The sequence below is a fragment of the Akkermansia muciniphila genome, from assembly GCF_900184965.1.
GTDB classification, from domain to species: Bacteria; Verrucomicrobiota; Verrucomicrobiia; order Verrucomicrobiales; family Akkermansiaceae; genus Akkermansia; species Akkermansia muciniphila_A.
Genome location: NZ_FXYA01000185.1, coordinates 110,861 through 137,376, shown reverse-complemented (window position 1 = coordinate 137,376; position 26,516 = coordinate 110,861). Strand labels below are relative to the sequence as shown.

Here is a 26,516-nt window from a genome sequence, read left to right as displayed (position 1 = left end):
CCATATGGCCAAACAACGGAAAAACGCTCCAGGCTTTGAAGAATCCGTAGCACGCCTGGAAGAGATCATACGTCTGACGGAAGCCCCCGTTACCGAGCTGGAAGACATGATAGCCCTGGTGGAAGAAGGCAATAAGCTCATCCGTCACTGCCGCAGCATCCTTCATGACGCGGAACTGCGCATTCAAACTCTCAGCAACCCGGAAACCGTTCAGGATAAAACGGATACCGATGAACCAGACAGCAATGAATTCTCCCTCACCTGAACTTCCGGAACTGCTGGCAAGCATCCGCAGCCACGCAGACCTGATGAAAATTCCTGAGTCGGAACTGCTCAGGCTCGCGGAAGAAATCCGGAATACGCTCATTCACTCCCTTTCCCTCACCGGAGGCCACCTGGGCCCCAACCTGGGCGTAGTAGAACTGAGCATTGCCCTTCACCGCGTCTTTGAAACGCCGCGGGATAAAATCATCTTTGACGTCTCCCACCAGGCCTATGTCCATAAAATGCTGACGGGGCGCGCTCCCCTGATCCATACCATCCGCCAGCATGGGGGGCTTTCCGGATTCGCCAAAATGTCCGAATCCCCTCACGACTCCTACGGAGCGGGGCATGCGGGCACGGCGCTTTCCGCCGCCCTGGGCATGTGCGCGGCCAGGGACCTGAAAGGAGAAGACTACCATGTGGTGGCCGTAGCCGGAGATGCGGCATTCACCTGCGGCACCACTCTGGAGGCGCTGAACAATATCAGCCAGACCACCAAACGCTACATCACCATTCTGAATGACAACGAATGGGCCATCGACAAAAACGTAGGAGCGCTGGCAAAATACTTCAACTCCCTGCAAACTTCGGAAACCTTTTCCTGGTTAAGGGATAAAACGGCCTCCTTCATTGAAAAGCTGGGCGGCGCGCAGGCCAGGGACTTTGCTTTCAAGCTGGAAGGCACCACCCAGAACCTGATCTTCCCGTCACTCCTGTTCAACAAATTCGGGCTGCGCTATTTCGGCCCCCTGGACGGACATGACATTCCCACCCTGATACGTACCCTCGCCTACATCAAGGATCTCAACGAACCCGTTATTCTGCATGTGGTCACCCAGAAGGGCAAGGGCTACCAGCCCGCCCTGGACAACCCCACCAAATTCCACGGCCTGGGCTCCTATTGCGTGAGGGACGGGGAAACGCAGGCCGCCCCCACCCCCACATTCTCCCATATCTTCGGCTCCACGCTGGTGAAAATGGCGCGCGAGGATGAATCCATCACAGCCATCACGGCCGCCATGGCCAGCGGCACCAAGCTGGACTTATTCAAGGAAGCTTTCCCCAAACGTTATTTTGACGTAGGAATCGCGGAAGAGCACGGCGCCCTCTTCGCCTGCGGGCTGGCGGCGGAGGGAATGAAACCCTACATCGCCATTTACTCCACTTTCATGCAGCGCTGTATTGACATGATTCAACATGACGCCGCGCTGCAAAAACTGCCCGTGCGTTTTTGCATGGACCGCGCCGGACTGTCCCCGGACGACGGACCCACACACCACGGGCTGTTTGACATTGCCATGATTCGCAGTATCCCGAACATTGTCTTCATGCAGCCCAAGGATGAAGCTGAATTCGTCCACATGCTCCGAACCATGAACCATTACCAGAACGGGCCCACCGTTATCCGATATCCCAGGGGCTGCGGCGCCGGAGTACCCGTCCCCGCCAAGGGGGAAATCCTCCCCATCGGCAAGGCGGAAGTACTTCAGACGGGACAGGATGTAACCCTCGTCTCTCTGGGTACCATGATCGGCATCGCCAGGGAAACCGCCTCGCTGCTGGAAGCGCGCGGCTATACCGTCACCCTGATCAATGCCCGTTTCATCAAACCTCTGGATGATGAATGCATCCGCCGTCACGCAGAACGCAGCAGGGTAGTCTGCACCTTCGAAGACCACTCCATCAGCGGCGGCTTCAACTCCGCCGTTCTTGAATCCCTGGAAACCGGAGACATCAAGACGCCCGTGGAAGCCATCGCATGGCCGGATCAATTCATTGAGCATGGTTCGGAATCCATCCTCAGAAAAAAATATGGACTCACGGCGGAAGCCGCGCTACAAAAAATCATTCCCCACCTGAACTCCTGATTGATTCATGAAGACACGCTCCTTCCTGCTGGCGGTGCTTGCGCTCGCCTTTCTTCCCGCCTCCGCGCAACAGTCCTTTCCGGGCTCCCCTTCCCCTGCCTGGATTCAGGAATTCAATAAACTACCGGAAACAACCAGGAAAAGCTATATAGACCAATTCCGCAAAGCGGAACAGCTCTTTGCCAAAAAAAGGATCATGGAATGTCTTTTTTCCCTCATGGAGCTGGAAAAACTTTATACCGGGAATCCGGGCTTATACAACCTCCGCGGCGCCTGCTACATTGAAATCCGCAATATCGAAAAGGCCCTGGAAAATTTTGAAAGAGCCCAACAACTGGATCCCTTCAACCTTACCATCCGGTTCAACCTGGCGGAAGCGCATTACGTCAATCACGACTATTCCAAAGCATTGAAAGCTTTCACGGAACTCCTTCCCTCCTTCAAGGACAATTCCGGCATGACGCCCCTGCTGCAATTCAAGCGTTATATCTGCGCCCGAAAACTGGATAACCAGCCGCTTGCCGCGGAACTGGAAAAGCTGTACGGCCCGATGGATGATACGCCATACTACTATTGCACCCAGGCCATCCTCAAACTGATGGAAGGGGACAAGGAGGCTGCCCAGGAACAGCTTCTTTCCGCCATCCGCATCCACGGAGGCACCAGCGCCATCCAGGCCTTTACGGACGCCATGACGGAAGCCGGCATCCTTCCCTCCCCTTACGGGCAGACCGTCCCCACCGAACAGCCGGTAAAAACCGGACTGGAAAAACGCCGTTAATGAACGCGGAAGCGACGGTCCTGAAGCTCTACCCCCTGGGAGAAAACGGCCTGATTGCCGTCTGGTGCACGGAGGAAGGCCTTATCAGAACGGCGGCAAAAAGTGCCAGAAAGCCTAGCAGTCCCTTTGCCGGGCGTCTGGACATTTTCTATCAGTGCCGCATGCAGTGGACGCAGGCAAAAAAAGGGGATCTGCACATCCTGACCTCCGCAGACCTGCTTTCGCCGCGCCTGGCCCTTCGGAAAAACTACCTCCGGCTCAGTGCGGCGGGCTATTTCGCGCGCCTGTTTCTCCAAATGCTGGAACCGGACACGCCCATTCCGGAATTTTACGACTTGCTGCAGAGGGCCTACACCTATCTGGAAAACAATGACCCTACGCTCCGCGCCGTCCTGCACTTCGAACAGGAACTCGCCCGGCTGCATGGAATAGCCCACCCAGGCATCCCGGCGCACGTCATTCTGAAATCCCACTTTGGCAAGCTTCCCCCGCAGCGGGAAAAACTGCTCGGAAGCCTGGAACAAAAAGAAAGCTGAGCAACATGCCTATCCCGCTTTCATTTGCAGCAAAGGAAGTTCCCCACCTCGCTCACCAAGCCCTTCCTCCGGGACGGGATGTGCATTGTTCCGTGCGCGAGATTGACTTGTCCGCAGCCTTCAGGCACAATATCAGGCACGGTTTTACTGCATGAAGATCCTTGACAGATACATTGCCCGCCAGCTGCTTGGTGTCACGGCCCTGGGGGTAATGGCCCTGAGCGCCCTGCTCCTTCTGGGCAACCTGTTCAAGGAACTGCGCCCCCTCCTGGTGGAAAATAAGGCCCCCATCAGCATCGTTCTGGAATTCATCTTCCAGGTCATCCCCTTTTCACTGATGTTCTCCATTCCGTGGGGGTTCCTGACGGCCGTTCTTCTGGTGTACGGCCGTCTGGCCTCGGACAACGAACTCACCTCCATGCGCATGTCCGGCATGAGTCTGTGGCGTCTGAGCGCCCCCGCCATCGCCATCGGCATTGCCCTTTCCGGCCTTTGCTACTGGATTAACATAGACATCGCACCGCGTGCCAAGCAATCCATTTCCGAGCTGCTCATCAAAGCCGCTTCCATCAACCCGAAAGGGCTTCTCAATGAAGGCCAGGCCATTACCAAATTCGACAACCTGGAAATCTACATCGACAAACGCGTGGACGACGTCATCCACGGCATGCACATTTACCAGAAAGCGGACGAAAAATCTCCTGCCGTGGCCATGCACTCGGAACGCGTAACCATGGATTTCTCCCCCGAGAAAAAAATCCTCACTCTGCACCTCATCAATCCCCTCATCACCACTCAGGAACAAGACTCCATCTCCCAAAGCGTGACCATGGACGAAATGCCTCTGAGCATCAATCTGGACAAATCCCGCTCCCGACGCATCAAGGCCAACCGCTTCACCAACCGGGAAATCCGGGAAGCTCTGGACACGCCCGGCTATCTGGATAAAAGACAGACTACGGAATTCGCCACGGAACTGCCCAGGCGCGCCTCCTTCTCCCTGGCCTGCATTGTCTTTGCCCTCATCGGCGTGCCGCTGGCCATCAATACCCGCAGAAAAGACACCTCCACGGGATTTGCCCTGGGCATCCTGATCGCCTCACTCTACTTTTTAGCCCTGATCTTTGCGGACTTGTCCCGTAAAAACGACACGATGCTCCCCTATATTCTGCTCTGGCTTCCCAACATCATCACGGTTGCCGTGGCGCTGCGCCTTCACAAACGGGCCACGCACAAGGGATAAGCCCCCGGCGGAAGTCCCTCCCGCTGGCGTGGAATTAGCTTTCACAGCATGGGAGCTTCGGATAGCATGTGTGCATGCAGCACGTCCCCACCATCGCCATCGTAGGCAGGCCCAATGTCGGGAAATCCGCCATCTTCAATAGAATGGCAGGCAGGCGCATCGCCATCGTGCATGATGAACCCGGCGTCACCCGCGACCGGCTCTCCGCCCCCTGCAGGATTACGGACCGCGCCTGTAAAATCATGGACACGGGCGGTATCGGCGCGCGCCTGAGCGACGGCTTTGCGGAACAGGTGGAGGCGGAGGCGGACATTGCCATAAAAACGGCGGACCTCATCCTCTTCGTGCTGGACTGCCGGGATCACCTCACCCCTATCGACCAGAGCATCGCGGACCACCTCCGTAAATCGGACATTCCCGTCATCCTCCTTCTTAACAAAGCCGACCATGAAAAACAGGATCTCAATCTGGGCGAATTTGCCGGACTGGGTTTTGACGACCATATCTTTCTCTCTGCCGCCCACGGCAGAGGCTTCTCCGAATTAGCCTCCCGGCTGGACGGTTTTCTCAAGCAGAAAGGGGCTCCGCTTAAAGAAGAACTGGAGGAAAAACCGGAAAACGGAGAGGAAACGCCCCTTCCCATCAAGGTAGCCGTAGTAGGACGCCCCAACGCTGGCAAATCCTCCCTGGTCAACGCCATCCTCCAGGACAGGCGCACGATCGTCTCCAATGTGGCGGGCACCACCCGTGACGCCATTGACATCCCCTACCTGCACGACGGCCAGCCCTACGTGCTGATTGACACCGCCGGCATGCGTCCCCGCTCCCGTCGGGACACCTCCGTAGAAGTCTTCTCCGCCATGCGCAGTGAGAAAGCCATCCGCCGGGCGGATATCTGCCTGCTGGTCATTGACATCGCGGCGGGCATCACGCAACAGGACCGCCGCATTGCCGGCATCATTGCGGAAGAAGGAAAACCCTGTATCATCATCGTCAACAAATTCGACCTCTTCCATCCGAATGCCCCCCGCAAGGACCGCATGGCGGAAGTGGAGGAACAGGTGCGCAGGGAACTCTTCTTCATCAGCTACGCGCCTTTCATCGCCACCTCCGCCAAAAAAGCGGAAGGCGTGGAAATCATCTTCAAAGTCATCACGCGCATCCGCCGGGAATCCCATAACCTGCCCACTACCGGCCAGCTCAACCGCCTGATCCAGCTCGCCCAGCAGATGAACCCTCCCGGCTCCGCCAGCGGTTCCGCCAGAAGGCTGAAAATATATTACGCCACCACAGCGGTGGACCCCAAGTACAATACTATTCCCGTCCCACGCTATGTTCTTTTCGTCAATGACAAAAGCCTGCTCACGGGCAGCTATTCCCAGTACCTGCGCAACAAAATAAGGGAAGCCTACCCCGCTCCCGGCATTCCGGTCATCTTCTCCGCCCGTTCACGCGTGCGCAACGACTGATCATCCCTCCTTCTCCGCATGCTCTCCGTCAGGAACCTCAGCGCCTCCTTCCACACCAGGGCCGGCATTGTCCGGGCGGTAAGGAATGTGTCCTTTGATGTAGCTCCGGGGGAAACGCTTGGCATCGTGGGTGAATCCGGATCCGGAAAATCCGTCACCTGCTACTCCATGATGGGGCTCATTCCGATGCCTCCGGGCCGCATTGAAAGCGGTTCCGCCATGCTGGACGGCACGGATCTGCTCCGTTGCACGGAAAAGGAACTCCGCGCCATCCGCGGCAAACGCATTTCCATGATCTTCCAGGACCCCATGACCTCCCTCAACCCGTACCTGACCATCGGGGAGCAAGTGGCGGAACCCCTTATCATTCACGAAGGGGCCGGCAAAAAAGAAGCGCGGGCACGCGCGCTGGAACAGCTTGCCCTGGCAGGCATACCGGATGCGGAACAGCGCATGGACGCATACCCCCACCAATTCTCCGGCGGCATGCGCCAGCGCGTCATGATTGCCATGGCCCTCATCACCAGGCCGGAAATACTCATCGCGGATGAACCCACCACCGCCCTTGACGTCACTGTCCAGAAGCAGGTGCTGGATCTCATCAGAAAACTTCAGCAGGACATGGGCACCTCCGTCATCCTCATCACGCATGACCTCGGCGTGGTGCGCCAATACGCGGACCGCATCAACGTCATGTATGCAGGCCGCATTGTGGAAAGCGCCCCGGCGGAAGAACTTCTGGAACATCCCCGGCATGCCTACACCAGAGCCCTGATGAAATCCATTCCCGGACTGCATGCGAAAGGCGCACCCCTCTATACCATTCCCGGACTGCCACCCAACATGACTCAGGAGCCCTGCGGATGCAGCTTCCGCCCCAGAAACACCCTCGGAAACCCGGCGCTCTGCCTCACGGACCGGGAACCGGAGCTGGTGGAAATATCCCCGGGGCACTCAGTCCAGAACTGTCCGGGCTGTCTGGCTTAGTTTCCTTTCCTGTTTGCTCGCAGATAATGCTGCGCACAGGAAAATCCTTTTAACTGAATTGATTTCCGCACAATTCTTCCAGAATGCCGTAAAAACGGCCCACGTGCACTCCATCCACCAGCACATGGTTCGCCTGAATGGCTACGGGCATCATCATCCTGCCGGAAGCATCCGCCTCCATCTTCCCCCAATGAATGAGGGGAAAGTATTGATCCCGAAACACCCTGTAGGCGCTGGCCACTTGTGTGAATGGAATCCACGGCAGACAGCTGAATACGGCAATATCCGCCCTGTGGCACGGATTCGCCTGGGCGGGAGCAAGTTTGGCCGCCTGGACAAGAGGAACGGCATGTTCCAGGAAATCAGCCAACTCCATCCGGTATTCCACTAAAATCTGGGTGAATTCTCCATCCGCTGCCAGCACCGGAACCAGGGCATTCACAGACTCATACTCCCACACCTCCCCTTCTTCCACCCGCTGGCGCAGCTGGGGTACCCTGTTCAACGCCTTCAACAGCACAAACAGGCACAGAATGAAAAAGGAAATCCCCTCCTGTTTCGCATAACGGTACAGGGCATCCACCCGGACCGGAGACGTAATGGAAAACGAAGGGCAGTCAAACGTCCGGAAATACTCATAATGGGACCTTCGAGGCCAGGAAGCGATTTCTATTTTCTTTTTCATGCGCTTATTTTCTATTCAGGGAAAGCTTCCCCGTACACGTTTTCGCGTTGTTGCTCCGGCAGCAAAAAACAGGACAGAAGCAGTCAAAGCAACAATATTCCCCGCCTCTCCCGGAAATTCCAGCCCGGCTGTTCCCAGCGCCAACGCATTGATTAATGCCTTTATTTATCCAATCATCAACTATGTTGCAATAAAGAACATCCTGAATGCTTCTACCCCTCGCGAACGGAAAGCAAATCCGTCACGGACGCATGCTTCATGCGCCACGCAGGCAGAAGACACGCCAGGGAGGAGAGGACAAACACCAGAAGCACAGCACAGGCCAGATGCGCCCAGGGCATCGTAACAGGAGGAGTAACGATGCCGAAGTGGTAACCGTATTCCAGAATCTGAATGGAGCACCAGGCGCCAAGCACCCCCAGCGCAAGACTCATGACAACGGCGCACAGGGAAACCATCAGCGTCTCCGCCCAGAGCATCCGCATCACCATGCCGCCCGGCACGCCCACCGCACGCATCAATCCGAATTCCCGGCGGCGGGACTGAACGGAAGCCAGCACGGTATTGAGCACGGCCAGAACGGCGATCACCATGATGATGATAGGAAGCTTGCTCATTGTAAAAATCACATCATCCCCGCGGCTGGTAACGCTCCCCCCCAGGCTTTCCCTGGTCAGGGCTTTCACCAGGGGCCTGGCTCCTTCCCCTCCGTTCTCCTGCTGCCTCACCTTCATCAGGGCATATTCCCCCAGGTCGTTCTGAAGTTCCACGTTGCTAATCCCCGGAGCGGTATCCCCCCAGATGAACTGGAATCCCTGATGAGCGTATTCTTCTTTGAGCCAGCGTTCATCGGCAATCGCCAAAGCAGCGACAAAGCCTCCCCGGCGGACGCGCATTCCGCTGGTTTTGGTCAACCAGTGCCAGCCGGGGAAGGAAACTACTCCCGCCACTTTCCAGGGTTCTCCCCGCACGGCGGCCCCCCTGCCCCGGCCGCGAATACCGGAAGGAGACTCATTTCCGGGACGGCGTTCCCGGGAAGACGGATTAACCAGCATCAAGTCATCCCCGACCTTCAACCCCACCGCCCGCGCGAATGTGTCCGGAATCAGGAGAGAACGGGTGGATTCCAGCATGGCATAAGCCTCCTGCGGCTTTCCGGAAACAAACACGGGGTTGAACAGCGGATGGCTCCCCCCGGTCATCTCCTCCACGGGAATGCCGGCCAACACGATGGAACGGTTGCGCATCCCGGAAAAACCGGGGCTCTTCATCTGTGCCGGAGCAATATCCGGTTCATCCACGTAGATGGGATACATTCGGGAATTCCGCAGGCTGGGGCGCGCCATCAGCTCCGGAACGTCCGCGGATTTGAACTCCGTATGCAGGAAAGAAACCAGGGTTCCGGGCGTCGACGTATCAGGAGAAAAGGGAACCAGCATGGAATAGCCCCATGTCTGCACCCCCACAAAAAGAGACAGGCCCACAGACATGGATACGGCAGTCCCCACGGAACGGCTGAGGTTGCGGCTGAGCTGCATGTTCAGGAAAGAATGCGGAACGCGCAGCAGAAATCCGGTAATCCATGCCCCGGCCCACTCCGTCACGCGCACGAAGGAGGGAGCCAGAAACAGCGCACCGGCTACCAGGCCCGGGTAACCCAGCCAGAAAAATATCCATTTGCGCGTTTCTGCCTCCAGACCCGGCAGCAGCAGGGCCGCAGGCTGAAGACATACGCATGCGAGGCCCGCCGCGACAGACCACACAGGAACACGGCTCACCTTCCCGATGAATCCGGAGGAAGGAACGGCCGCTTCCAGCGGAGACTGGCGGGAAGCGCGCCACGCAGGAATGATGGAAGCCAGCAAGGCCCCGCCCACAGCGCATACGGCGGCGGTTAATACGGTGGACCAGGTCATCACGGGGACAGAAGCAGAGCCTTCCTCCAGCAGGTACATCAGGAAAAAACCGGCGGCCAGCCCTCCCAGCAATGCCGGAATGCACAGAAAAATCCCCTCTCCTGCAACCAGCAGAGCAATTTGGATGCGCCCCAGCCCCAGAGCACGCATCAGGGCCAGCCTGCGGGCACGTTCGCTGACGCCGATGCTCAACGTCGTAAAAATGATGAAAATGCAGGAGAACAGGACAAGCCAGACGGACATTTCCGCGCTATCCTTCTGTGAACGGACGGACCGGTCGCTGGAAAGCCGCCGGATGATGGAATCCGTATCCGCCACCGCAGCGGCGGCCTGGACCAGCTCCTGCCGGAAACTTTCCGCAAATTCCTTTTTGTCCACTCCTTCCTTGAGCTGAACGTAAATCAAATTAGGGGCAAAAGGCTGTCCCGTAATTTTCTCGCATACCTTCACGGGCACAAAAAGGGAGGAAAAAGCCGGGCCGGACATGCCACCCGGCCCCATAATGACGCCGGGGGTGGCCTTGGCCTGCTTGACGATGCCCACAATCTTGACGTCGTACACATGCGTTCCCACGCGTACGTTCATAACAGTCCCCACTCCCGCGCTGAAATATTTGGCGCTTCCGCTGCCCAGCACCCCCTCCATGGCTGAGGAGGAAGCCATATCCGGCCAAACTCCCTCTTTCAATTCATAAGGACACTCCACAGCATGGTTTCCCACCAGGATGGGGCTCTGGGGAGGAATTCCCATGCGGTCGCGCGTCTGCTCGTCAAAGCTGCCCCGCTCATTTCCGCAGCCGATTTGGAGGCGCGGCATCTGGCACGCGGCGTTCACCGTTTCCACAAGGGGAGAGGCGGCCAGACGGGCGGGCAGCTCCGGGTCACGGAACTGCGGGTACTGTCCGGGAGGAAGGGGCCCTTTGGGAGGCTCCGGCACCAGGCAGAGGTCATAATTCCCCATATAGGCCTCCGCATCATTATTAAACTCCCTGACCAGCGTATCATAGCTCCCCATCATCCATACAATGAGGCTGACGGAGACAAGGATGGCGAACACGCTGACAGCCATCCGGCCGGGGCTGGCAAGCAAATCTCTCCAAATCAGTTTGACCAGCAACCTCATAAGGCATCATTCAGCGTACGTTCATAGAAGGAGGACAATTCCGCAGGACTGGCAAATTCCGCTGTGGACCTGTCGTCCACAATGCTGCCGTCCTTGAGCACAATTACACGATCCGCCCACATGGCTACGTCCGGCGCATGCGTCACCAGGACAAAAGCACAACCTTGCGCACGATGCAAATCCCGGAACAAATCACCCATAAGACGGGTATTTTCAGAATCCAGGTTGCCCGTAGGCTCATCCGCCAGCACCAGAGCGGGACCGGAGACCAACGCACGGGCAATCGCTACGCGCTGCTGCTCCCCGCCGCTGAGCGTATCCGGCATGGCATGCCGACGGTGAGACAGCCCAACCTTCTCAATCATGGCGTCTAGGGCGGCGGGAACCACCTTCCTGCCTCCCGCCAGGGACGGCAACAGAATGTTTTCCTCCACGTTCAAGGTGCCCACCAGGTTAAACATCTGGAAAATGAACCCTACACGGTCCCGCCGGTACACCGTCAGGGAAGCATCCGACATGGAACCGAGATCCATCCCATCCACCGTCACCGTGCCGGAATCCGGAGCCAGCAGCCCTCCCAACACGTTCAGCAGAGTACTTTTTCCGGAGCCGCTTGCGCCCATCACGGCAACGAACTCTCCCCGGTTCACGGTAAGGCTGATATCTTTCAGCACAGTTATATTCCCGGAACCGGATTTGAAACCGCGCTTGAGATGGCTGACGGAAATGACGGGGGAACTCATGGCGAAAACGCAAGGTTAAAACGTGGTCTTCAGGCCTACTTCAAACGTGCGCGGCTCTCCCACCGTGCACTGCACGGCATGGCGGGTGGACTGCACGTACTTTTTATCGAAGATATTATACACAGCCAGCCTCAGCGTGGCATCTTTCAGCCATTTGGATTCCGGCAGAGGGATTTCCACCGTAAAGTCGAATACGCTATAGGAGGGGATGGTGTAGTTGTCCGCAATTTTTGCGCCTCGGAACGTAGCGTAGTAGGAATCCTTGCAGCGGTAGCCCAGTCCCAGCACCGTCCCGTTCAGCAATCCTCCGTCAATGCGGTACTTCTGCCAGAGGGCCAGAGCATTTGGAGCAATCGTGGGATACAGTTCCCCGGTGGTCCGGTTCTTGGTACGGGTGTAGGTGTAGGAAAGATAGGAACTCCAATTCTTGGTTATTTCCCCGTTCAGGGAAAGTTCCACGCCTTCCGCCCTCTTGGAGCCGTCCGAATAGTACCGGTTGGTATATCCGTCTATGGCGACAGGCGTATTATTCTGGATGATGTCAAACCAGGAAGCGGAAAACCACACCTTATCAACCGGGCTGACCCGGAAACCGAATTCCATCTGGTCCGTACGCCAGGAATCGGTCAATTCCTTTCCGTTTTCATCCAGATACCCGAAGTTGGGGGCGGAGGTACGGGCTGCGTTGGCGAACAACGCTACGCGTTCGCCGAACATGCGGGTAATTCCGAAGCGGGGGCTCCACGCAAACGCATAATTATTGTCCAGGCTGAAATGCGCGTCACCGCGAACGCCGGCCAGAAAACGCCACTGTCCATAACTGAGGACATCCTGCAGCAGAAAACCCGCCCTCTGCACCACAGTATCCGTCGCATTGGCGCCGGAATAATCGCGCCCTGCAGGGAAAAAAGGAGGAGGATTGTACAGGGGAAAATAGCCGTTCGTGTTTGCGGTGGCATTTGTCACCAGGCTGGAACCGTCTCCATAAGTGCTGCTCCCCGTGTAAGAAACGCCCATCAGGGCTTCATGCTTCACCTGCCCGGTCTTAAATTCCGCCAGTGCATTGGAATAAAAATTCCAGTTGATATTCCACTCGTCGCTCCAGGCGGCTTCATATTTAGCCTTTCCGGAAGCAATCATCTGGTTGTAATAATCCGCCGTGCTGGTTCCTCTCCCAGCGGAAGAGGAAATGCCCCAGACATTATAGTCCACATCGCTGTACCCAATACCGCCGCCAATGCGGATCGTCCATATCTTTTCCAGCTTGCGTTCGAAATCCAGCATCGCCAGCAGGGATTTGGAATTAAGCCTTCCGCTCGGAGAACCGTACCAAGCGTCATACGGCCCCACAAAATGGCCGCCCAACACAGGGATGCCCATAGTCGTCGGAGAATTTTGATACTGGAAACTGGTCGTCAGCACCGTCTTGGTGCGGGAATCATGCTGCCAGCGGAAAATGGGGGACACCGTGTACTTCTGGCCTCCGTTGGCTCCGTTGCTCAGCCAGAACGGGCGTTCATACTCGGCGGCTACCACCGTACGCAGGGCAAATCCATTCGTTTCATCCCCCCTGTACCGGGTATCGTCAATCGTTGCGCGGTATTTCTGCCCGTGATGGGAAAGGCGGGCGTAAGCCGTCAACTCCGTCCGTTCCAGAAAATCAGGCCCCTTCAGGATCAGATTGATGGAACCGCCGGCGCCGTATGCCCCGAGCGTACTGGTCTGACCGCCGGAAATGGAACCGATGGGGCCTTTGACAATCTCAATATTTTCTATCAGGGACGTATCCATGCCATACCCCATGCCTCGCGGAAGAGGCATGTTGCCGAGCTGAACATCACTGCCGGCAAAGCCGCGAATGGTGTACTGGTCCGCCGTACGGGACAAAAGCATGTCCCCACCCGTATTGACGGAGGAATCCATACGCAGCGCTTCCACCAGGGAATCGGACCCTTTGGAATCCATCAGATCCCTCGTAATGACGTTTACCGTTTGCGGAACTTCCTCCGTCTTCATGTTCGTAAGAGTGGCGGAACTGACCGTTTCCGCCCGCAGGGACCTGGAACGGATGGTCATCACGCGTTCCGGCATTTCCTGCACGCCTTCCTCTGCTGCGGCAGGCTGTGTCTCGGCATAGGCAGACTGTCCGAGAACAAGCAGGCTGCCAATGGCGGCGGCACGGTGCAAACCGCGCCCCTGGCGGCGATGGCGGGGGATATTCATGTTGGAAAAACGCATGGCGTCAAGTATAGGACGGAACAAAGGGCCGTCCATTCCCGATTGTTAACAATTTGATAACAGAACGTTCCTTTTCCTTCAGGCAAAAGCGTATCTGGCGGCGGAACGGCCATGCCCTTTCACAAGCCCAACGCCTGCGCCCGGCTCTCCGCCGCGGCCTTCAGCCATTCCCGCAATGCTTCCTTATCCCCTGCGGCCAGCCAATTCCTCACTTGCCCCAGCTGGGCCAGGGCTTCATCCAGACGCTCCAGAACGGCAGGGGAATTTTCCGCCAGAATTTCCGCCCACATGGACGGTTCCCCCATGGAAACGCGGGTGGTGTCGCGGAAACCTCCGGCAGATACCAGCCCCAGCAGCTTCGCATCCCCTCCATCCAGGGCGCTGTGGACGCACAAGGCGGACAAAGCATGAGGTATGTGGGAAATGCGCGCTACGGAAGAATCATGATCCGCCGCTTTCATCCGGATGCAGTGGCAGCCCACACGCTCCCAGAACCGCTGGAGCAACAGCAACACATCTTCATGCACATGCTCGTCATTCGTCAGGATGCAGGTAGCATCCCGGAAGAGCTCTCCGGAAGCATGCTTCATACCCTGCTTTTCGGAACCGGCCATAGGATGGGAGCCGATAAACGCCACGCCGGCTTTCGCCAGCACGGACCCAACGGCCTGGTGCACACACCCCTTCACGGAACCCACATCCGTTACCAGAACTCCCGGCTTCAATAAAGGAAGCATGTCGGAAACAAGGCGGGGCATCACGCCAACCGGGGTAGCCAGCACAACCAAATCCGCCCCCTCCACCACCTCTTCCATCCGGGTGGAAGCAGCATGGGCGGCTCCGGAAGAACGGGCATATTCCAATGGTTCTTCCCTTCTGCCCCACAAACGCACATGAACATGCGGCAACTGCTTCCTGACGGCCAGCGCCAGTGACCCGCCCAGAAGGCCGGGGCCGAGAATGGCGACGGAGGAGAAGAAAAACTGCTTTCGGGAATATTCTCTCATGGATTTACAGGGGAATACATCAGCGCCCCGGAACATCGGCATGTTCAGGGGCGCGGCATGATCTCGCTGCGGCGGCCGCATCAGGGCACGCGGAACTTCTTAATCTCGTTGGGGAAGTTGGTGTCCCGCAACACCGTCCCGGAGGGATACGGCTTATTGGTGCTCCTGTTCAAAATCTTGATCTTCTTGGTGCGGTCATACGGGCTGACCACCACCGTGGGATCCGCCGTAGGCCACGCCACCGGTACGGAAGAAGAAGCGGAAGGTTCCACAGGCCTGGGGGCGGCAATGCCGGAACCGGCGGAGCCACCCACGGGATTCGGAACGACGGGCTTGGGCACAACGGGAGCCGGAGGCGTGATATTGTTGGCCCCTCCCACCATATTGCTGATGGTCCCGGAATTAGTGCGGGCGGGGTCCGGGTTAAAACCGGAATTCTGCCCGGCCATCGGGTCCAGAGAATTTTCACGCTGGATATCATTCAGCAGGCTATCGCCTTGGGCGCCCATAGCGCCGGACGGATAGACATTTTCCGTAGGATAAATGCCGATGGGACGTTCATTCACGCGCTCCGTTTCACAGGAAGGCAGAAGAATCGCACCTGCGGCCAGCAACACGCCTATCGTCGGGGAAGTATTCATATAATCTCTCTTCGGGTGATAGCTTTCTGCCAGCATCCTACGGCCCCGCAACCTCATGTCAACCATAAAGCCTGTTTGCCGAACCTCTTCATGACAAGGAATCTCCGGCTTCCGCTCCCGCACGCGGGCAAAGCTGCCCGGACATGCCGCGCCAGCCTCCGGGCCATCCCCTGCCCGCCCCTTTCAAAAAACCGGAAAAAACGGTTCCCCCTCCTCCCGGAAACGCGCCTGTACGGGAACAGATTATCCTTCCCTACACCCCATGATCTGCTACAATCCGCCCCACATGGATGACGTACAGACATCTAAGAAAAAAATGCCCTCAAAAAAGGAATGGAGGGGTTTTTATTCCCTGATTCTCATTCAAGCCCAGAACGCTTTCAATGAAAAAGCCGCCCAGTTCCTGCTGATTCCGCTGGGCGTCTGGCTGGCTTCCACCAACGCCGCATACGGGCCGGATTCCTGGGTCAACTCCCTCCAGTACATTCTGGCCTGCATCTTCGTTCTGCCCTACATCCTGTTCTCCCCTTTCGTCGGATGGCTGGCGGACTGCTTCTGTAAGGCCCGCATCATCCAATTCATGTCTTTCCTACAGATTCTGGTACTGGGGGCCATGCTTCTGTGCTATAAATACGAAAACATTGAAATGGCCGTTTTCTGGTTCTGCGTCTTCTCCGTCCAGGCGACCATCCTGAGTCCGGCCAAAAAGGGAGTGGTCAAGGACATGGTAGGCTCCCGGCAGCTGGGCTACGCTTCAGGGCTGATGGAAATGAGCCTCATCCTGTCCATGCTGGCGGCCCAGATAGGCATCTTCGCCTGGTTCGACATCCTGCAAGTCTCCTCCAATGACGGCTGGGAAGCAGCCGCTTTCCCCACATTCATCCTCACCTGCATCGCCGTTCCCGTAGCCATTGCGTCCCTTTACCTCCCGCGGTATCCGGCCAACCAGACCAGAAAATTCGAATGGAAGCTCTTTTACGAACATTTCGTGCAGCTCAAGTATCTCTGGAGCCAGCGGGATTTGAGGCTCAGCGAAATCGGTGTTTCCTACTTCTGGTTCCTGGCCGGAGCCCTGATGCTCATCTCCCTCCAGATCGCCCAGGAACACCCCATTGACGGCACCGGATTCAGCATGTCCGCGGCCATTCTCATGGCATGGCTCAGCGGCGGCACGGTGGTAGGCGGCGTCATCGCCTCCATCATCTGCCGTAAAAAGATTGAACTGGGGCTCATCCCTCTGGGCGCAATCGGCTTCACTATCGGGTGCATGTTCATGTCCTTCTTCGCCCCCGGCTCCCTCCCCAGCAACATCGGGTTCGGCATCACCGGGGCTTTCGCCGCCGCGTACCTGGTGCCGTTAAACGCCCACCTCCAGGACAATTGCGACCCCTCCAACCGCAGCACCGTAATCGCCGCCGGCAACCTGATGGACTGCCTGATGGGGCTGGTGGCCGTCGGCTTCCAGCTCATGCTCAGGAACATCTTCTCCATCCAGAACCAATTCTGGGTGCTGGCCGCCCTGGGCGTCGTCATTACCATTGTGGCATTCCGGCTTATTCCCCGTGAATTCATCCGCATGATGGGCCTCTGGATCATGAGGATTGTCTACCGCTCCCGCATCATCCACCAGGACCGCATTCCGGAAGACGGCGGGGCCGTTATCGTCTCCAACCATGTCACCTACGGAGATGCGCTATTCCTTTCTCTCATTTGCCCGCGCCCCATCCGGTTCATCGTGGCGGAGGAATTCGTAGCCATCCGCTGGCTCGGCTGGATTCTGGAACTCTTCAACTGCCTGCCCATTTCCTCCCGTAATCCGCGGGAATCCCTGTCCAAGGCCATCCAGGCCCTGAAGGCCGGAGAAGTCATCTGCATCTTCCCGGAAGGCCAGCTCACCCGCACGGGAACCCTGTGCGCCGCGCGCCGGGGGCTGGAAATGCTGGCGAAAAAATCGCGCTGCCCCATCGTGCCCATTTACATGGACGAACTATGGGGCAGCATCTTCTCCTACTCAGGCAACCGTTTCTTCTCCAAAGCGCCTCTCCGCGTTCCCTACCGTTTCACCGCCGCCATCGGAGAGCCCATTGAGCCTGATGCCGTCAATCCCCGCATGGTCATCAACACGCTGCGGGAGCTATCCTCCACATGCCTGGAAATTGCAGCCAGCATCGGCAGGGATGCCATCCTGAACCATCTGGAGCGCATCGCCCACAAACCTCTGGTCTTCTCTAAAAACGCGCGGCTCTCCGGGTATGAAATAGCGGAATGCCTGATGAACGACACCGTGGAAGCAGAACATCCGGAACTCAGGAAATGGCTGACCACCCTGCTGGACAGCACCCGCTCCCAAAGCCGCCTGTGCGACTTCTGGATGAACGCCCAGCAGCTGGAACGGGTGAACTCCCTCCAGCCCCGGGAACTGCTGCTCACCAGCGTAGGACGCGAAGAAGTCCACGAAACGGTGGCCGCCGTCCTGTGGCCCATCCTCACCAGCACTCCCGTTTACCTCATCAGCGACGGGGACCACAGCATGCCGGAAGGCATCAGGCAGATAGCCGGCTCCGATTTCCTGCGCCGCAGGCTCTACAGCCTGGTTCCGAAGACGCGCACGCCGTTTTATGACTTCAGCGGCTCGGGCGACCTGGTTCTCCCCAACATCGGCTGGAGGCCCTGCTTCGCCACGGACCGCGGCATTATCCTGGCCATGTCCATGAAGAGAAGCGTCTTCAAGCTGGATGACGGCACCGTGCAGCTCGGCATGCGGGCCAGGACAAGAGGGCGCCTCCTCCCCGGCTTTTACCTGAATCCCCCTCTTTCCAACGTCATCGCCGGGGCTACCCTCTCCACCCCTTATTCCCTGCCGCCCAACCTGTACCTGGACGAGTCGGGCTTCCTGGCGGAACTCCAGTCTTCCAACCATGAACAATAACTCCTCGTCAACCCGCCTTCCCATCCCGCAGTATGTAATGACACTGGCGCACGCGGCAGCCCTGCGGTCGGAGGACCCGTACCGCAAGGTGGGAGCCGCCGCCCTGGATGCGGACAACCGCGTCATCGGCACCGCCTACAACGGACTGTATCCCGGATTCAAGGCTCAGGACACCTTCTGGGCCAGCCGGGAAGAACGCCAGAAATACATGCTGCATGCGGAAATCAACCTGTGCAGCCTGTTCCGGAGGGGGGAAGCCAAGGTGGTGGCATGCACTACGATGCCCTGTACCTCATGCATGCAGGCGCTGTGTGCCCATGGCGTAAAAACCATTTATTACTGTGAGCCTTATGACAAATCCGAAGCTCCTGCCATCGCCAGCCTTTACGGTGTGGAACTGATCCAGGTTACGGACTATCCTCTCAGCCGGCACTTCCCCCTTGTCCTGGACAGCTGATGCCCGGAAAATCAATTCCGGTGTACGCGGCATGTCCAACCGGCCATGGAGCGGGGAACGCCGTCAATGGCAGGGTCCAAATCAAGACCGGTTTCCGTAATGGTGCCCGAAGTAATGACGCCCGCATTCCGCCCGGCGTCGTCAAAGGCAATGTTCACATTCGCCATGGTACAGGCGGAGCTGCTGTTGGCTGCCGGAGCAATATTCAATACGCCGGCATTCTCCCCGCTATTGAACCGGTACGTATAAACCCCGTCATACACGGCTCTTGTATCCATTCTGATAACATCCACGTCCTGCCCGCTGAACTGGAGCTGGAATAAGATGCTTCCTCCCTCAAACAGGCTTACCTGCTGTCCGCTCAGGGAAGTGTTCCCGTCGTCTCCGGATTTTCCCGAACCTCCGCCGCACCCGGACAACAATCCGCACACCGTCACAGGAATCAGCAACAAGACAGGGAACAACTTTTTCATCCCCGGAAAAATGCACAATCAAAAGATATAAGTCAAGCACGCTCAACTATTATTGCATTTTTCCAACATTTTTTAACATCACAAAAAAACCGCCTGTTTTCACAGGCGGTCTCAAGAAAACACGGAAGCGGTCAGCCAACCCATTTCCAGGTAATGGGTATTTCAATATCAGGGTGCAGGCTGTGCTTGACCGGACAGCTCAGAGCAGCCTGTTCCAGCAGCTTCCTGTCCGGATAATCGGACGGAAGAGGAACGGTAATGACGACTTCCAGCTTGCCGATACGGCGGGGATCCGCATTCATGTGTTTGGCCACTTCCACCGTCATGCCTTCCAGATTAATCCCCTTACGTTCGGCAACAATACCCATGATCGTGCTCATGCAGCCGGCAAGCGCCGCTCCTACCAGGTCCGTGGGGGAAAAGGACTCGCCCTTGCCGTTGTTGTCCACGGGGGCATCCGTGGAAAGCGTGGCCTCGGAAGGTTCATGAACCATGGAACAATGGAGGCCGCCCTCGTACGTCGTTTTAGTTTTTACCATGGCCTTATTTTATACAAGGCTCCCCGCCATGCAACACACAAACATTGAATCCCCCCGTTCTTTATGGTAACCGCCTTTGCTATGAGAAACTTTTTGAAAGCAGCCGTCGGCTGCCTGGGCATGATCGCCGGGTGTTTCAGCACGGGGGAGGCCCAGGACTTCGGAGGAATGAGCTTCGGGGAAGCGGGAAACTTTGGTCCGCCCCAGACATCCGGTTCCTCCAAGGCCACTGTCACCTCCTATGGAGAAGCCTCCTTCGTCATCGTGACGGAGCTGGCGCTGCCGGACCACTGGCACGTTTACTACAAAAATCCGGGAACCGTGGGACTTCCCATGGAAGCCGCCTTCCAGCCTGTGCCCGGCTTCCGGGTGGAAGGCCCCTTCTGGCAAATCCCGGAACTGGGGAAAGGGCTTGTGGATTTTTACGGATACAGCGGGAAGGCTAAAATGGCGTTCCGGGTAACTCCGGAAAAGGATGCCCCCCCGGAAGCGATGTTCACCACCACCATGACGTGGCAGATGTGCGCGGAACAGTGCGCCGCCCCGGAAACCAGAAACTTCAGCGTCACACTGAAGCGCGGAGACGGGCAGACAGCCCCTGACGCGGCGGAATTGACCGGGAACATGGCAGGGCTTGCCGCCCCCGACTGGGCGGAAGGGCTGAAAGCCCGGATTTCCCAGGAAGGGAAAACCGTCACCCTGCACCTCAGGACAAACGGACGCCCCGTTCCGCAGGATTCCGTCTATTTTTTCTGCAATCAGGGGGAAATCAACCCTACCACTCCCCAAACCTTCAAAAAACTGGATGACTCCAATTATGAGCTGTCCATGCAATTCAATGACACCACGGACGGCCTTTATCCCAACAACCTGCCGGACGCGGACAAAGGGAAACCTCTGACCAGCCTTTCCGGCATCCTGCGCGCCGGCAGGGAAGGCATCATCATCACCGCGGACGACCGCCCCTTCTCCGGGGAATCCCAGGCAACAGCCGCCGGAACGGAATCCGCCCCGGAATCTTCCGCTTCCATCCCCGCTCCTCCGCTGATGGGCCTGGGGGAAATCATGTTCTTCATGTTCATCGGCGGCATCATCCTCAATGTCATGCCGTGTGTCTTCCCGGTAATCGGCCTCAAGATTATGGGATTCGTCCAGTTAGGAGGGGGGGAACGGAAAAAAGTCCTGGCCCACTCCCTTACCTTCGTACTGGGCATCCTGATTTCTTTCTGGATCATTACTGCCATTCTGATTGCGCTGAAAGCGAACATGTTTGACTGGAGCGCCCCAGCCGGCCCCGGCGTATTCAGCGGAGACTTCTGGCTGGGCCGCGGCGCGGTGGGCGTTGTCAACTGGGCGTTCTGGTTTGAAAACCCCTGGGTGAATTTCTGTCTGCTGGGCCTGATGCTCGCCATGGGGCTGAGCATGTTCGGCGTCTTTGAAATAGGCGTCAAAGCCACAACCATGGGCAACGACCTCCAGCACCGGAAAGGTTATGCCGGCTCCTTTTGGTCCGGTGCCCTGGCTACGGTCATCTCCACCCCGTGCAGCGCTCCGTTCCTGGGCCAGGCTATCGGCGCGGCCATGCTCCAGCCGCCTCTGGGCATCGTACTCTGCCTGACCATGATGGGGCTTGGAATGTCCCTTCCCTACATCATTCTGGGCGCCTTTCCCGTCCTGACCAGATACCTGCCCAAACCCGGCGCATGGATGGAATCCTTCAAGCAGGCCATGTCCTTCCTGATGTTCGGCACCGCCGTCTACTTCCTCTGGATTTACATAGCCTTCTTTGATGCTGAAAACCATCCTCAGGACATCCTGTTCCTCTTCTTCGGGCTGGTGCTGTTTTCCATGGCCTTTTGGGTATACGGCAGATGGTGCCCCATGTACCGCAGCAGAAAGTCCCGCATCACGGGAGGCATCTTCTCCGTAATCTTCCTGCTGGCCGGCTTGTACTACATGCTTCCGCCGGAAGGAGCAGCCTGGTTCGGCCGCGGTTCCGCTCCCGGGGCGGCGGAGTCCTCCGCTGCCGCAGCGCCCTCCCTCCAGGAGGAAGGAAACATCTGGATACCCTGGAGCCCGGAAGCCATGCAGGCCGCCCTGGACGGAGGGAAACCCGTTTATGTGGACTTTACGGCCCGCTGGTGCTCCACCTGCCAGGTCAACAAGGCCTCCTATACGGATGAAGTGCTGGCCGCTTTCAAAAAATATGGCATCGTCATGATGAAGGCGGACAAGACCCGCACGAACCCCGCCATTGACCAGGAACTTAAAAACCTGGGGCGCACGGCCGTTCCCGTCAATGCCCTGTATCTTCCCGGCAGAAAACCCGTCGTCACCAGGGAACTCCTGTCCCCGGCCTACCTGCTGGAATTCCTGGAAAAGGAAATGGAACGCTAGGACGTCTTGCCATGCGGGCGGCAATCCGCCGCCCTCCCCCCAGGCCATGCCGGGCAGCAGGAAACGGAGAAAACTTACCCTTCCCCGTTCAACAGCGGCAGCAACGCGTCCGCCCATGCCTGATAACCCTTCTCCGTTAAATGGACATGATCCCTGAACATGCCCTCCCTGAACGTCCCGTCCGGCTTCAGCAGGCTACCGTTAATGGACAAAATAGTGGTCCTCGGAAGCTCAAGCCTGCGCAGTAAACGGTTAATCTCCTCCTGCCTCCTGCGCAACGGGCTGCCGGGATCGGAGCCGTAGGGAGTCACCTCCATCAGGATCAAACGGGTCTCCGGAAACTTCTTCAACAGGCGTACGGCTATCTCCCGGATGCCCTTCACCGTCTGCGCCGCGGCTTGCCTCCCCTTCCAGCGGCCGATATTATTCGTCCCGGCCAGTAAAACGCAATAGCGGGGGGAAGTCTTGACCGCCAGTTTCGTATCCTCCATACGCCACAGCATGCTGTCCGTCCTGTCCCCGCTCACTCCGAAGTTGACCGCCTTCATCGGCAGAAACAGCCTCTTCCACAGCGCGGCACCTTCCCGTTCCCAGCATTCCGTAATGGAATCCCCCACGAACAGAATGCCGCATTCCTTCCCCAGCAAATTTTCCCGAACCGCCCTGTAACGGGCCGGAACCCACGGCTGGGTATTCAGTTTGGGAACATCGGGCGGATCCGGAGCCTCATCAGCAGGAGCCGCATACACGGCAGAAGAAGCAAAGGAGAGCAATAAAAAAACGGCAGAGAAAACAGAAGCATTCATCTTTTTCCGAATACGCGGCCCGGAAAAGCATTCTTTCCCCTGCCGGGAAAATCATGTTCTCACCGCCTTGCCCAATACCTCCAGGGGCTGGCCGGACAAATTCAATTCCTTTACCAGAAAACGGACAATCAGCAGGCTTGCCAGCGCATCATACAAAGCGTCATGCCAGCGGCGCGCAGGAAGCAACGCCTCCACGGAACAGGTCAACCCCAGGGCGCCGCACAAAGAAGACAGGGAATAATCCTCCAGACCGGGGACGCACATCCTGCCCAAAGCCAGCGTATCCAGCCACGGACCGAAGCCGTGGCCTGGAAACCGCCGCAGGAACTTCCGTTCCGTAGCCGGATTATGCCCCACCACCACGGCCTGCCCCAACCGGGAACGTATCTCCGGCCACAGGGAAGGAAAAGACGGGGCATCCGCCAGCATCTCCGTAGTAATGCCGTGCACCTGGGAGGCGGACCATAAAACCGGCTTCTCCACCGCAATATAGGAAGTCCACAACTCAGGTTCGTCCTCCAGGCGGGAACATGCGGCTATGCCTATCTGGACGGGCTGGTCCGTCTCCCCCCGGGCCGCGCCGGCGGATTCAAAATCAATGGCGGCGAAACGCAGGCCGCCGATTGTATCCGAAAGCGGAGGCATATCAGAACAACTCCAGCTGAGCATATTCCCCGACAGGCATATCATCGTCCATGTCCGTATTCTTGGCTCTCGGTTCCGCCAGCCGGGAGCGCCCCTTTTTCCTGGGGCGCGTGGAATTCATCTCCAGATGGGACAGGATGGCCTTGGCGCGGTCCACAATGACGGCAGGCATGCCGGCCAGTCGGGCCACCTGAATGCCGTAGGACTTGTCCGCCGCTCCCGGCACAATCTTGCGCAGAAACACGATTTCCTCCTTCCACTCCCGCACGGCCACATTGTAATTCTGCACGCCCTGCCTGGAATTGGCCAAATCCGTCAGCTCATGATAATGCGTAGCGAACAGGGTGCGGGACTTCAGCTCGTCATGCAGGTATTCCGCCACGGCCCAGGCGATGGAAAGACCGTCAAAGGTGGCCGTGCCCCGCCCGATTTCATCCAGAATAATCAGGGAGCGCTCCGTAGCGTTATTCAGAATCAGGGAAGTTTCGCTCATCTCCACCATAAAGGTGGACTGGCCGCGCGCCAGGTCGTCGCTGGCTCCCACGCGGCAGAAAATGCGGTCCACCAAACCGATGTGGGCGGCTTCCGCCGGCACATACGCTCCAATCTGGGCCATCAGCGTAATCAGGGCCACCTGGCGGATATAGGTGCTCTTGCCCGCCATATTGGGCCCGGTCAGCAGAATAAGGCGGTTTTCCTCCGGTTCCAGAAAAGCGTCGTTGGGAACGAACACATCGCCGGAAACATTCTGCTCAATAACGGGATGGCGGCCATTGACAATGCGCAGGGTCATGGAATTGTCCAGAACGGGGCGACAGTACCGGTACTGCTGCGCGCCCTCCGCCAGTCCCAGCAGCACGTCCAGATCCGCCATGGCGTCCGCCGTCATCTGGATATCGTCAATGTGGCGGCCCACTTCCTCACGCAACAGGAGGAACTGCTCATACTCCACCTGGCGGGAACGCTCGTCCGCCCCCAGGATGGTATTCTCCATCTGCTTGAGCTCCGGGGTAATAAAGCGCTCCGCGTTCACCAGCGTCTGCTTGCGCTGGTAATCCGGGGGCACTTTATCGTAATGGCTCTTCGTTACTTCAATGTAATAACCGAAGACGTTATTAAAGCGAATTTTCAGGGAATCAATTCCCGTGCGCTTGCGCTCCTTCTCCTGCAGCCGTGCCAGCCACTCCTTCCCGTCGCGGGAAGCCAGCCGCAATTCATCCAGACCGGCGTGATACCCTTCCCTGATGATGCCGCCCTCCTTGATGGTCACGGGCGGTTCCTCCACCAGGGCGCGCTGGAGCAAATCCACCAGCTCATCAAAACAGCCCATGCGGGAACGGATGCTCTCCAGCATCTCCCCGCCGCCGGGCAGGGATTCCAAATCATCCCTGAGCGCGGGGATGCGCGACAGGGAGGAAGCCAGCGCCTGAAGGTCGCGGGCATTCCCGGCGCCCTGGGAAATGCGCCCCGTCAGCCGCTCCATGTCCCGCACATTCTTCAGGCTCTCCCTCAGCTTGCTCATCAGGTAGGGCTCCTGCAGCAGAACGGCGATCACCTCCTGCCTCGCCAGAAGCTTTTCCAGATCGCACAGGGGGTGGAGCAGCCAGTCCCGGAGTTTGCGCGCGCCCATGGGGGTGCTTGTCCTGTCCAGGGTTCCCAGCAGGGAAAGCTTCACGCCGCCGCGGGAATCCACCAGATCCAGATTCCTCTGGCTGGCCTGGTCAATCAGCACGGCGTTCTCCGTGGCGCGCACGGAAATGCGGCGCAAATGGTCCGTAGGGCGGCGGAGCTGGTAGCTCAGATAATGGAGCACCGCGCCGGACGCACCCAGGGCGGCAGTCATCTCCCCGCAGCCGAAGCCGTCCAGGGAATGCACCCGGAAATGGCTCAGCAAATTGGGAATGGCCGTGGAAGGCAGAAAAGTATATCCGTCGTAATAAAGCGTGGGGTGGGTTCCGGGGAAGCAGTCCGTCTGCTCGTCGCTGACCAGGAGTTCGGAGGGATTGATGCGGGACAGCTCGTCCAGAAGCAAATCCATGTGTTCGAACTGGGCCACGGAAAATTCCCCCGTGGTATGGTCCACGCATGCCAGGCCGAAGCGCTTCTTGTCCCTGTACAACGCCACAATGTAATTATGGCGGGAGGAATCCAGCAAATTCATATCCGCCAGGGTTCCGGCGGAAATCACGCGGGTCAATTCCCGCTCCACCAGTTTGCCCGGCTGCGGAATGGTGGTCTGCTCCGCAATAGCCACCCGCTTTCCTCCCTTCACCAGCCGTCCGATATACCCTTCCGCGCTGTGGTGGGGCACCCCGCACATCGGAATGCCGTGGCGCTTGGTCAGCGTCAGGCCCAAAATGGCGGAGGCCTCCTTGGCGTCCTCAAAAAACATTTCGTAAAAATCCCCCAGCCGGAAAAACAGCAGCACGTCTTCCGGCAAGCCCTTCTTCATGCGAAGGTACTGATCCATCATCGGGGTTGAGGCAGGTCCGGAACTACTCATAAATAACGGTGAAAGAGTAATCCGATTGCGGCTTCAAGGCAAGGTTGGAATCTTGTTAGAACCGGGGCTCCACTCCCCTTTTCCAAGGAAAAGCCAGGGAAGAATCATCCAAAGCCCCGCAAAGAAAATGCGTTGCCTCTGCCATTATCGCGTCTTTTCTCTTCCTCTCCGGAAACAGGCCCTCATGCGGAAGAACCCGGCCATGCAGACTGCCATCTTTTTGCGAAGCGCGGCAAACAACAGGCCATTTATTCCAGAAAAGAAAAA

General features: G+C 57.8%; 21 protein-coding genes. 10 read left to right on the top strand and 11 right to left on the bottom strand.

The genetic code is table 11. The annotated features are described in order from the left end of the window. Positions 1-4 precede the first annotated feature (4 nt). The 7 genes from xseB (at position 5) to CI070_RS06130 (ending at position 7,148) form a co-directional block, all read left to right on the top strand. Entirely contained in the window at positions 5-265 is a 261-nt protein-coding gene (gene xseB, locus CI070_RS06160) for an exodeoxyribonuclease VII small subunit (RefSeq protein WP_012419371.1), read from the top strand. Continuing rightward, positions 246-2,132, top strand: a complete 1,887-nt coding sequence (dxs, locus tag CI070_RS06155; protein WP_094137481.1) for a 1-deoxy-D-xylulose-5-phosphate synthase — start codon at positions 246-248, stop codon at positions 2,130-2,132. Before xseB ends, dxs begins: the two co-directional genes overlap by 20 nt. 7 nt (positions 2,133-2,139) lie before the next feature. Continuing rightward, entirely contained in the window at positions 2,140-2,913 is a 774-nt protein-coding gene (locus tag CI070_RS06150; RefSeq protein WP_094137480.1) for a tetratricopeptide repeat protein, read from the top strand. Continuing rightward, positions 2,913-3,449, top strand: coding sequence for a DNA repair protein RecO (gene recO, locus CI070_RS06145; protein WP_094137479.1), 537 nt, complete (start codon positions 2,913-2,915; stop codon positions 3,447-3,449). The genes CI070_RS06150 and recO overlap by 1 nt, the downstream gene beginning before the upstream one ends. A 151-nt stretch (positions 3,450-3,600) precedes the next feature. Next, positions 3,601-4,692 (top strand): LptF/LptG family permease, encoded by a 1,092-nt coding sequence (locus CI070_RS06140; protein ID WP_094137478.1) that lies wholly within the window; start codon positions 3,601-3,603, stop codon positions 4,690-4,692. A 74-nt stretch (positions 4,693-4,766) separates the two neighbouring features. Next, positions 4,767-6,161: a ribosome biogenesis GTPase Der gene (gene der, locus CI070_RS06135; RefSeq protein ID WP_094137477.1), complete on the top strand. Its 1,395-nt coding sequence runs from the start codon at positions 4,767-4,769 to the stop codon at positions 6,159-6,161. Positions 6,162-6,179: 18 nt separating this feature from the next. Then, positions 6,180-7,148, top strand: coding sequence for an ABC transporter ATP-binding protein (locus CI070_RS06130; RefSeq protein ID WP_094137476.1), 969 nt, complete (start codon positions 6,180-6,182; stop codon positions 7,146-7,148). Positions 7,149-7,197: 49 nt separating this feature from the next. Here CI070_RS06130 and CI070_RS06125 read toward each other — a convergent pair whose 3' ends face one another. From CI070_RS06125 to CI070_RS06100, 6 genes are all read right to left on the bottom strand, one after another. Next, positions 7,198-7,833, bottom strand: coding sequence for a CatA-like O-acetyltransferase (locus tag CI070_RS06125; RefSeq protein ID WP_094137475.1), 636 nt, complete (start codon positions 7,831-7,833; stop codon positions 7,198-7,200). Positions 7,834-8,045: 212 nt separating this feature from the next. After that, a complete protein-coding gene (locus CI070_RS06120; protein ID WP_094137474.1) occupies positions 8,046-10,871 on the bottom strand; it encodes an ABC transporter permease in 2,826 nt (941 codons plus the stop codon). Then, positions 10,868-11,614: an ABC transporter ATP-binding protein gene (locus tag CI070_RS06115; protein ID WP_094137473.1), complete on the bottom strand. Its 747-nt coding sequence runs from the start codon at positions 11,612-11,614 to the stop codon at positions 10,868-10,870. Before CI070_RS06115 ends, CI070_RS06120 begins: the two co-directional genes overlap by 4 nt. A gap of 15 nt (positions 11,615-11,629) precedes the next feature. After that, positions 11,630-13,837, bottom strand: a complete 2,208-nt coding sequence (locus tag CI070_RS06110) for a TonB-dependent receptor (RefSeq protein WP_179219359.1) — start codon at positions 13,835-13,837, stop codon at positions 11,630-11,632. A gap of 134 nt (positions 13,838-13,971) precedes the next feature. Beyond that, positions 13,972-14,859, bottom strand: coding sequence for a prephenate dehydrogenase (locus CI070_RS06105; RefSeq protein ID WP_179218589.1), 888 nt, complete (start codon positions 14,857-14,859; stop codon positions 13,972-13,974). Between the two features lie 80 nt (positions 14,860-14,939). After that, positions 14,940-15,500, bottom strand: coding sequence for a hypothetical protein (locus tag CI070_RS06100; RefSeq protein WP_143245749.1), 561 nt, complete (start codon positions 15,498-15,500; stop codon positions 14,940-14,942). A 262-nt stretch (positions 15,501-15,762) separates the two neighbouring features. On the opposite strand from CI070_RS06100, the gene CI070_RS06095 reads away from it, so the two are divergent. Together CI070_RS06095 and CI070_RS06090 are read left to right on the top strand one after the other, a co-directional pair. Beyond that, positions 15,763-18,429: an MFS transporter gene (locus CI070_RS06095; protein ID WP_094137469.1), complete on the top strand. Its 2,667-nt coding sequence runs from the start codon at positions 15,763-15,765 to the stop codon at positions 18,427-18,429. Then, the gene (locus CI070_RS06090; RefSeq protein WP_012419394.1) at positions 18,419-18,886 is read left to right on the top strand and encodes a deoxycytidylate deaminase; all 468 of its coding nucleotides are present in this window, start codon (positions 18,419-18,421) and stop codon (positions 18,884-18,886) included. Before CI070_RS06095 ends, CI070_RS06090 begins: the two co-directional genes overlap by 11 nt. An 11-nt stretch (positions 18,887-18,897) precedes the next feature. Here CI070_RS06090 and CI070_RS06085 read toward each other — a convergent pair whose 3' ends face one another. Both CI070_RS06085 and CI070_RS06080 read right to left on the bottom strand, forming a co-directional pair. Next, a complete protein-coding gene (locus CI070_RS06085; RefSeq protein WP_143246898.1) occupies positions 18,898-19,359 on the bottom strand; it encodes a hypothetical protein in 462 nt (153 codons plus the stop codon). Positions 19,360-19,490: 131 nt separating this feature from the next. Further along, positions 19,491-19,898, bottom strand: a complete 408-nt coding sequence (locus tag CI070_RS06080; protein WP_094137467.1) for an OsmC family protein — start codon at positions 19,896-19,898, stop codon at positions 19,491-19,493. Between the two features lie 81 nt (positions 19,899-19,979). Between CI070_RS06080 and CI070_RS06075 the strand changes: the two genes are divergently transcribed. Continuing rightward, positions 19,980-22,295 (top strand): protein-disulfide reductase DsbD family protein, encoded by a 2,316-nt coding sequence (locus CI070_RS06075; protein ID WP_179218586.1) that lies wholly within the window; start codon positions 19,980-19,982, stop codon positions 22,293-22,295. A gap of 74 nt (positions 22,296-22,369) precedes the next feature. On the opposite strand, the gene CI070_RS06070 is transcribed toward CI070_RS06075, so the two are convergent. From CI070_RS06070 to mutS, 3 genes are read right to left on the bottom strand one after another with little or no spacing between them, the layout of a single operon-like run. Beyond that, positions 22,370-23,101 carry a GDSL-type esterase/lipase family protein gene (locus tag CI070_RS06070; RefSeq protein ID WP_094137465.1) on the bottom strand — a complete coding sequence of 244 codons (732 nt, stop codon included), beginning with the start codon at positions 23,099-23,101 and terminating at the stop codon, positions 22,370-22,372. 51 nt (positions 23,102-23,152) lie between these two features. After that, positions 23,153-23,746 carry a 3'-5' exonuclease gene (locus CI070_RS06065; protein WP_022198372.1) on the bottom strand — a complete coding sequence of 198 codons (594 nt, stop codon included), beginning with the start codon at positions 23,744-23,746 and terminating at the stop codon, positions 23,153-23,155. A 1-nt stretch (position 23,747) separates the two neighbouring features. Further along, on the bottom strand, positions 23,748-26,216 hold the full coding sequence (gene mutS / locus CI070_RS06060; RefSeq protein ID WP_254888279.1) for a DNA mismatch repair protein MutS: 2,469 nt from the start codon (positions 26,214-26,216) through the stop codon (positions 23,748-23,750). Between the last annotated feature and the right edge of the window lie 300 nt (positions 26,217-26,516).

Excerpts from the sequence above, each read along its gene's own strand:
- xseB (WP_012419371.1), top strand. The coding sequence starts at position 5 with ATGGCCAAACAACGGAAAAACGCTCCAGGCTTTGAAGAATCCGTAGCA.
- dxs (WP_094137481.1), top strand. The coding sequence starts at position 246 with ATGAATTCTCCCTCACCTGAACTTCCGGAACTGCTGGCAAGCATCCGC.
- CI070_RS06150 (WP_094137480.1), top strand. The coding sequence starts at position 2,140 with ATGAAGACACGCTCCTTCCTGCTGGCGGTGCTTGCGCTCGCCTTTCTT.
- recO (WP_094137479.1), top strand. The coding sequence starts at position 2,913 with ATGAACGCGGAAGCGACGGTCCTGAAGCTCTACCCCCTGGGAGAAAAC.
- CI070_RS06140 (WP_094137478.1), top strand. The coding sequence starts at position 3,601 with ATGAAGATCCTTGACAGATACATTGCCCGCCAGCTGCTTGGTGTCACG.
- der (WP_094137477.1), top strand. The coding sequence starts at position 4,767 with ATGCAGCACGTCCCCACCATCGCCATCGTAGGCAGGCCCAATGTCGGG.
- CI070_RS06130 (WP_094137476.1), top strand. The coding sequence starts at position 6,180 with ATGCTCTCCGTCAGGAACCTCAGCGCCTCCTTCCACACCAGGGCCGGC.
- CI070_RS06125 (WP_094137475.1), bottom strand. The coding sequence starts at position 7,833 with ATGAAAAAGAAAATAGAAATCGCTTCCTGGCCTCGAAGGTCCCATTAT.
- CI070_RS06120 (WP_094137474.1), bottom strand. The coding sequence starts at position 10,871 with ATGAGGTTGCTGGTCAAACTGATTTGGAGAGATTTGCTTGCCAGCCCC.
- CI070_RS06115 (WP_094137473.1), bottom strand. The coding sequence starts at position 11,614 with ATGAGTTCCCCCGTCATTTCCGTCAGCCATCTCAAGCGCGGTTTCAAA.
- CI070_RS06110 (WP_179219359.1), bottom strand. The coding sequence starts at position 13,837 with ATGAATATCCCCCGCCATCGCCGCCAGGGGCGCGGTTTGCACCGTGCC.
- CI070_RS06105 (WP_179218589.1), bottom strand. The coding sequence starts at position 14,859 with ATGAGAGAATATTCCCGAAAGCAGTTTTTCTTCTCCTCCGTCGCCATT.
- CI070_RS06100 (WP_143245749.1), bottom strand. The coding sequence starts at position 15,500 with ATGAATACTTCCCCGACGATAGGCGTGTTGCTGGCCGCAGGTGCGATT.
- CI070_RS06095 (WP_094137469.1), top strand. The coding sequence starts at position 15,763 with ATGATCTGCTACAATCCGCCCCACATGGATGACGTACAGACATCTAAG.
- CI070_RS06090 (WP_012419394.1), top strand. The coding sequence starts at position 18,419 with ATGAACAATAACTCCTCGTCAACCCGCCTTCCCATCCCGCAGTATGTA.
- CI070_RS06085 (WP_143246898.1), bottom strand. The coding sequence starts at position 19,359 with ATGAAAAAGTTGTTCCCTGTCTTGTTGCTGATTCCTGTGACGGTGTGC.
- CI070_RS06080 (WP_094137467.1), bottom strand. The coding sequence starts at position 19,898 with ATGGTAAAAACTAAAACGACGTACGAGGGCGGCCTCCATTGTTCCATG.
- CI070_RS06075 (WP_179218586.1), top strand. The coding sequence starts at position 19,980 with ATGAGAAACTTTTTGAAAGCAGCCGTCGGCTGCCTGGGCATGATCGCC.
- CI070_RS06070 (WP_094137465.1), bottom strand. The coding sequence starts at position 23,101 with ATGAATGCTTCTGTTTTCTCTGCCGTTTTTTTATTGCTCTCCTTTGCT.
- CI070_RS06065 (WP_022198372.1), bottom strand. The coding sequence starts at position 23,746 with ATGCCTCCGCTTTCGGATACAATCGGCGGCCTGCGTTTCGCCGCCATT.
- mutS (WP_254888279.1), bottom strand. The coding sequence starts at position 26,216 with ATGGATCAGTACCTTCGCATGAAGAAGGGCTTGCCGGAAGACGTGCTG.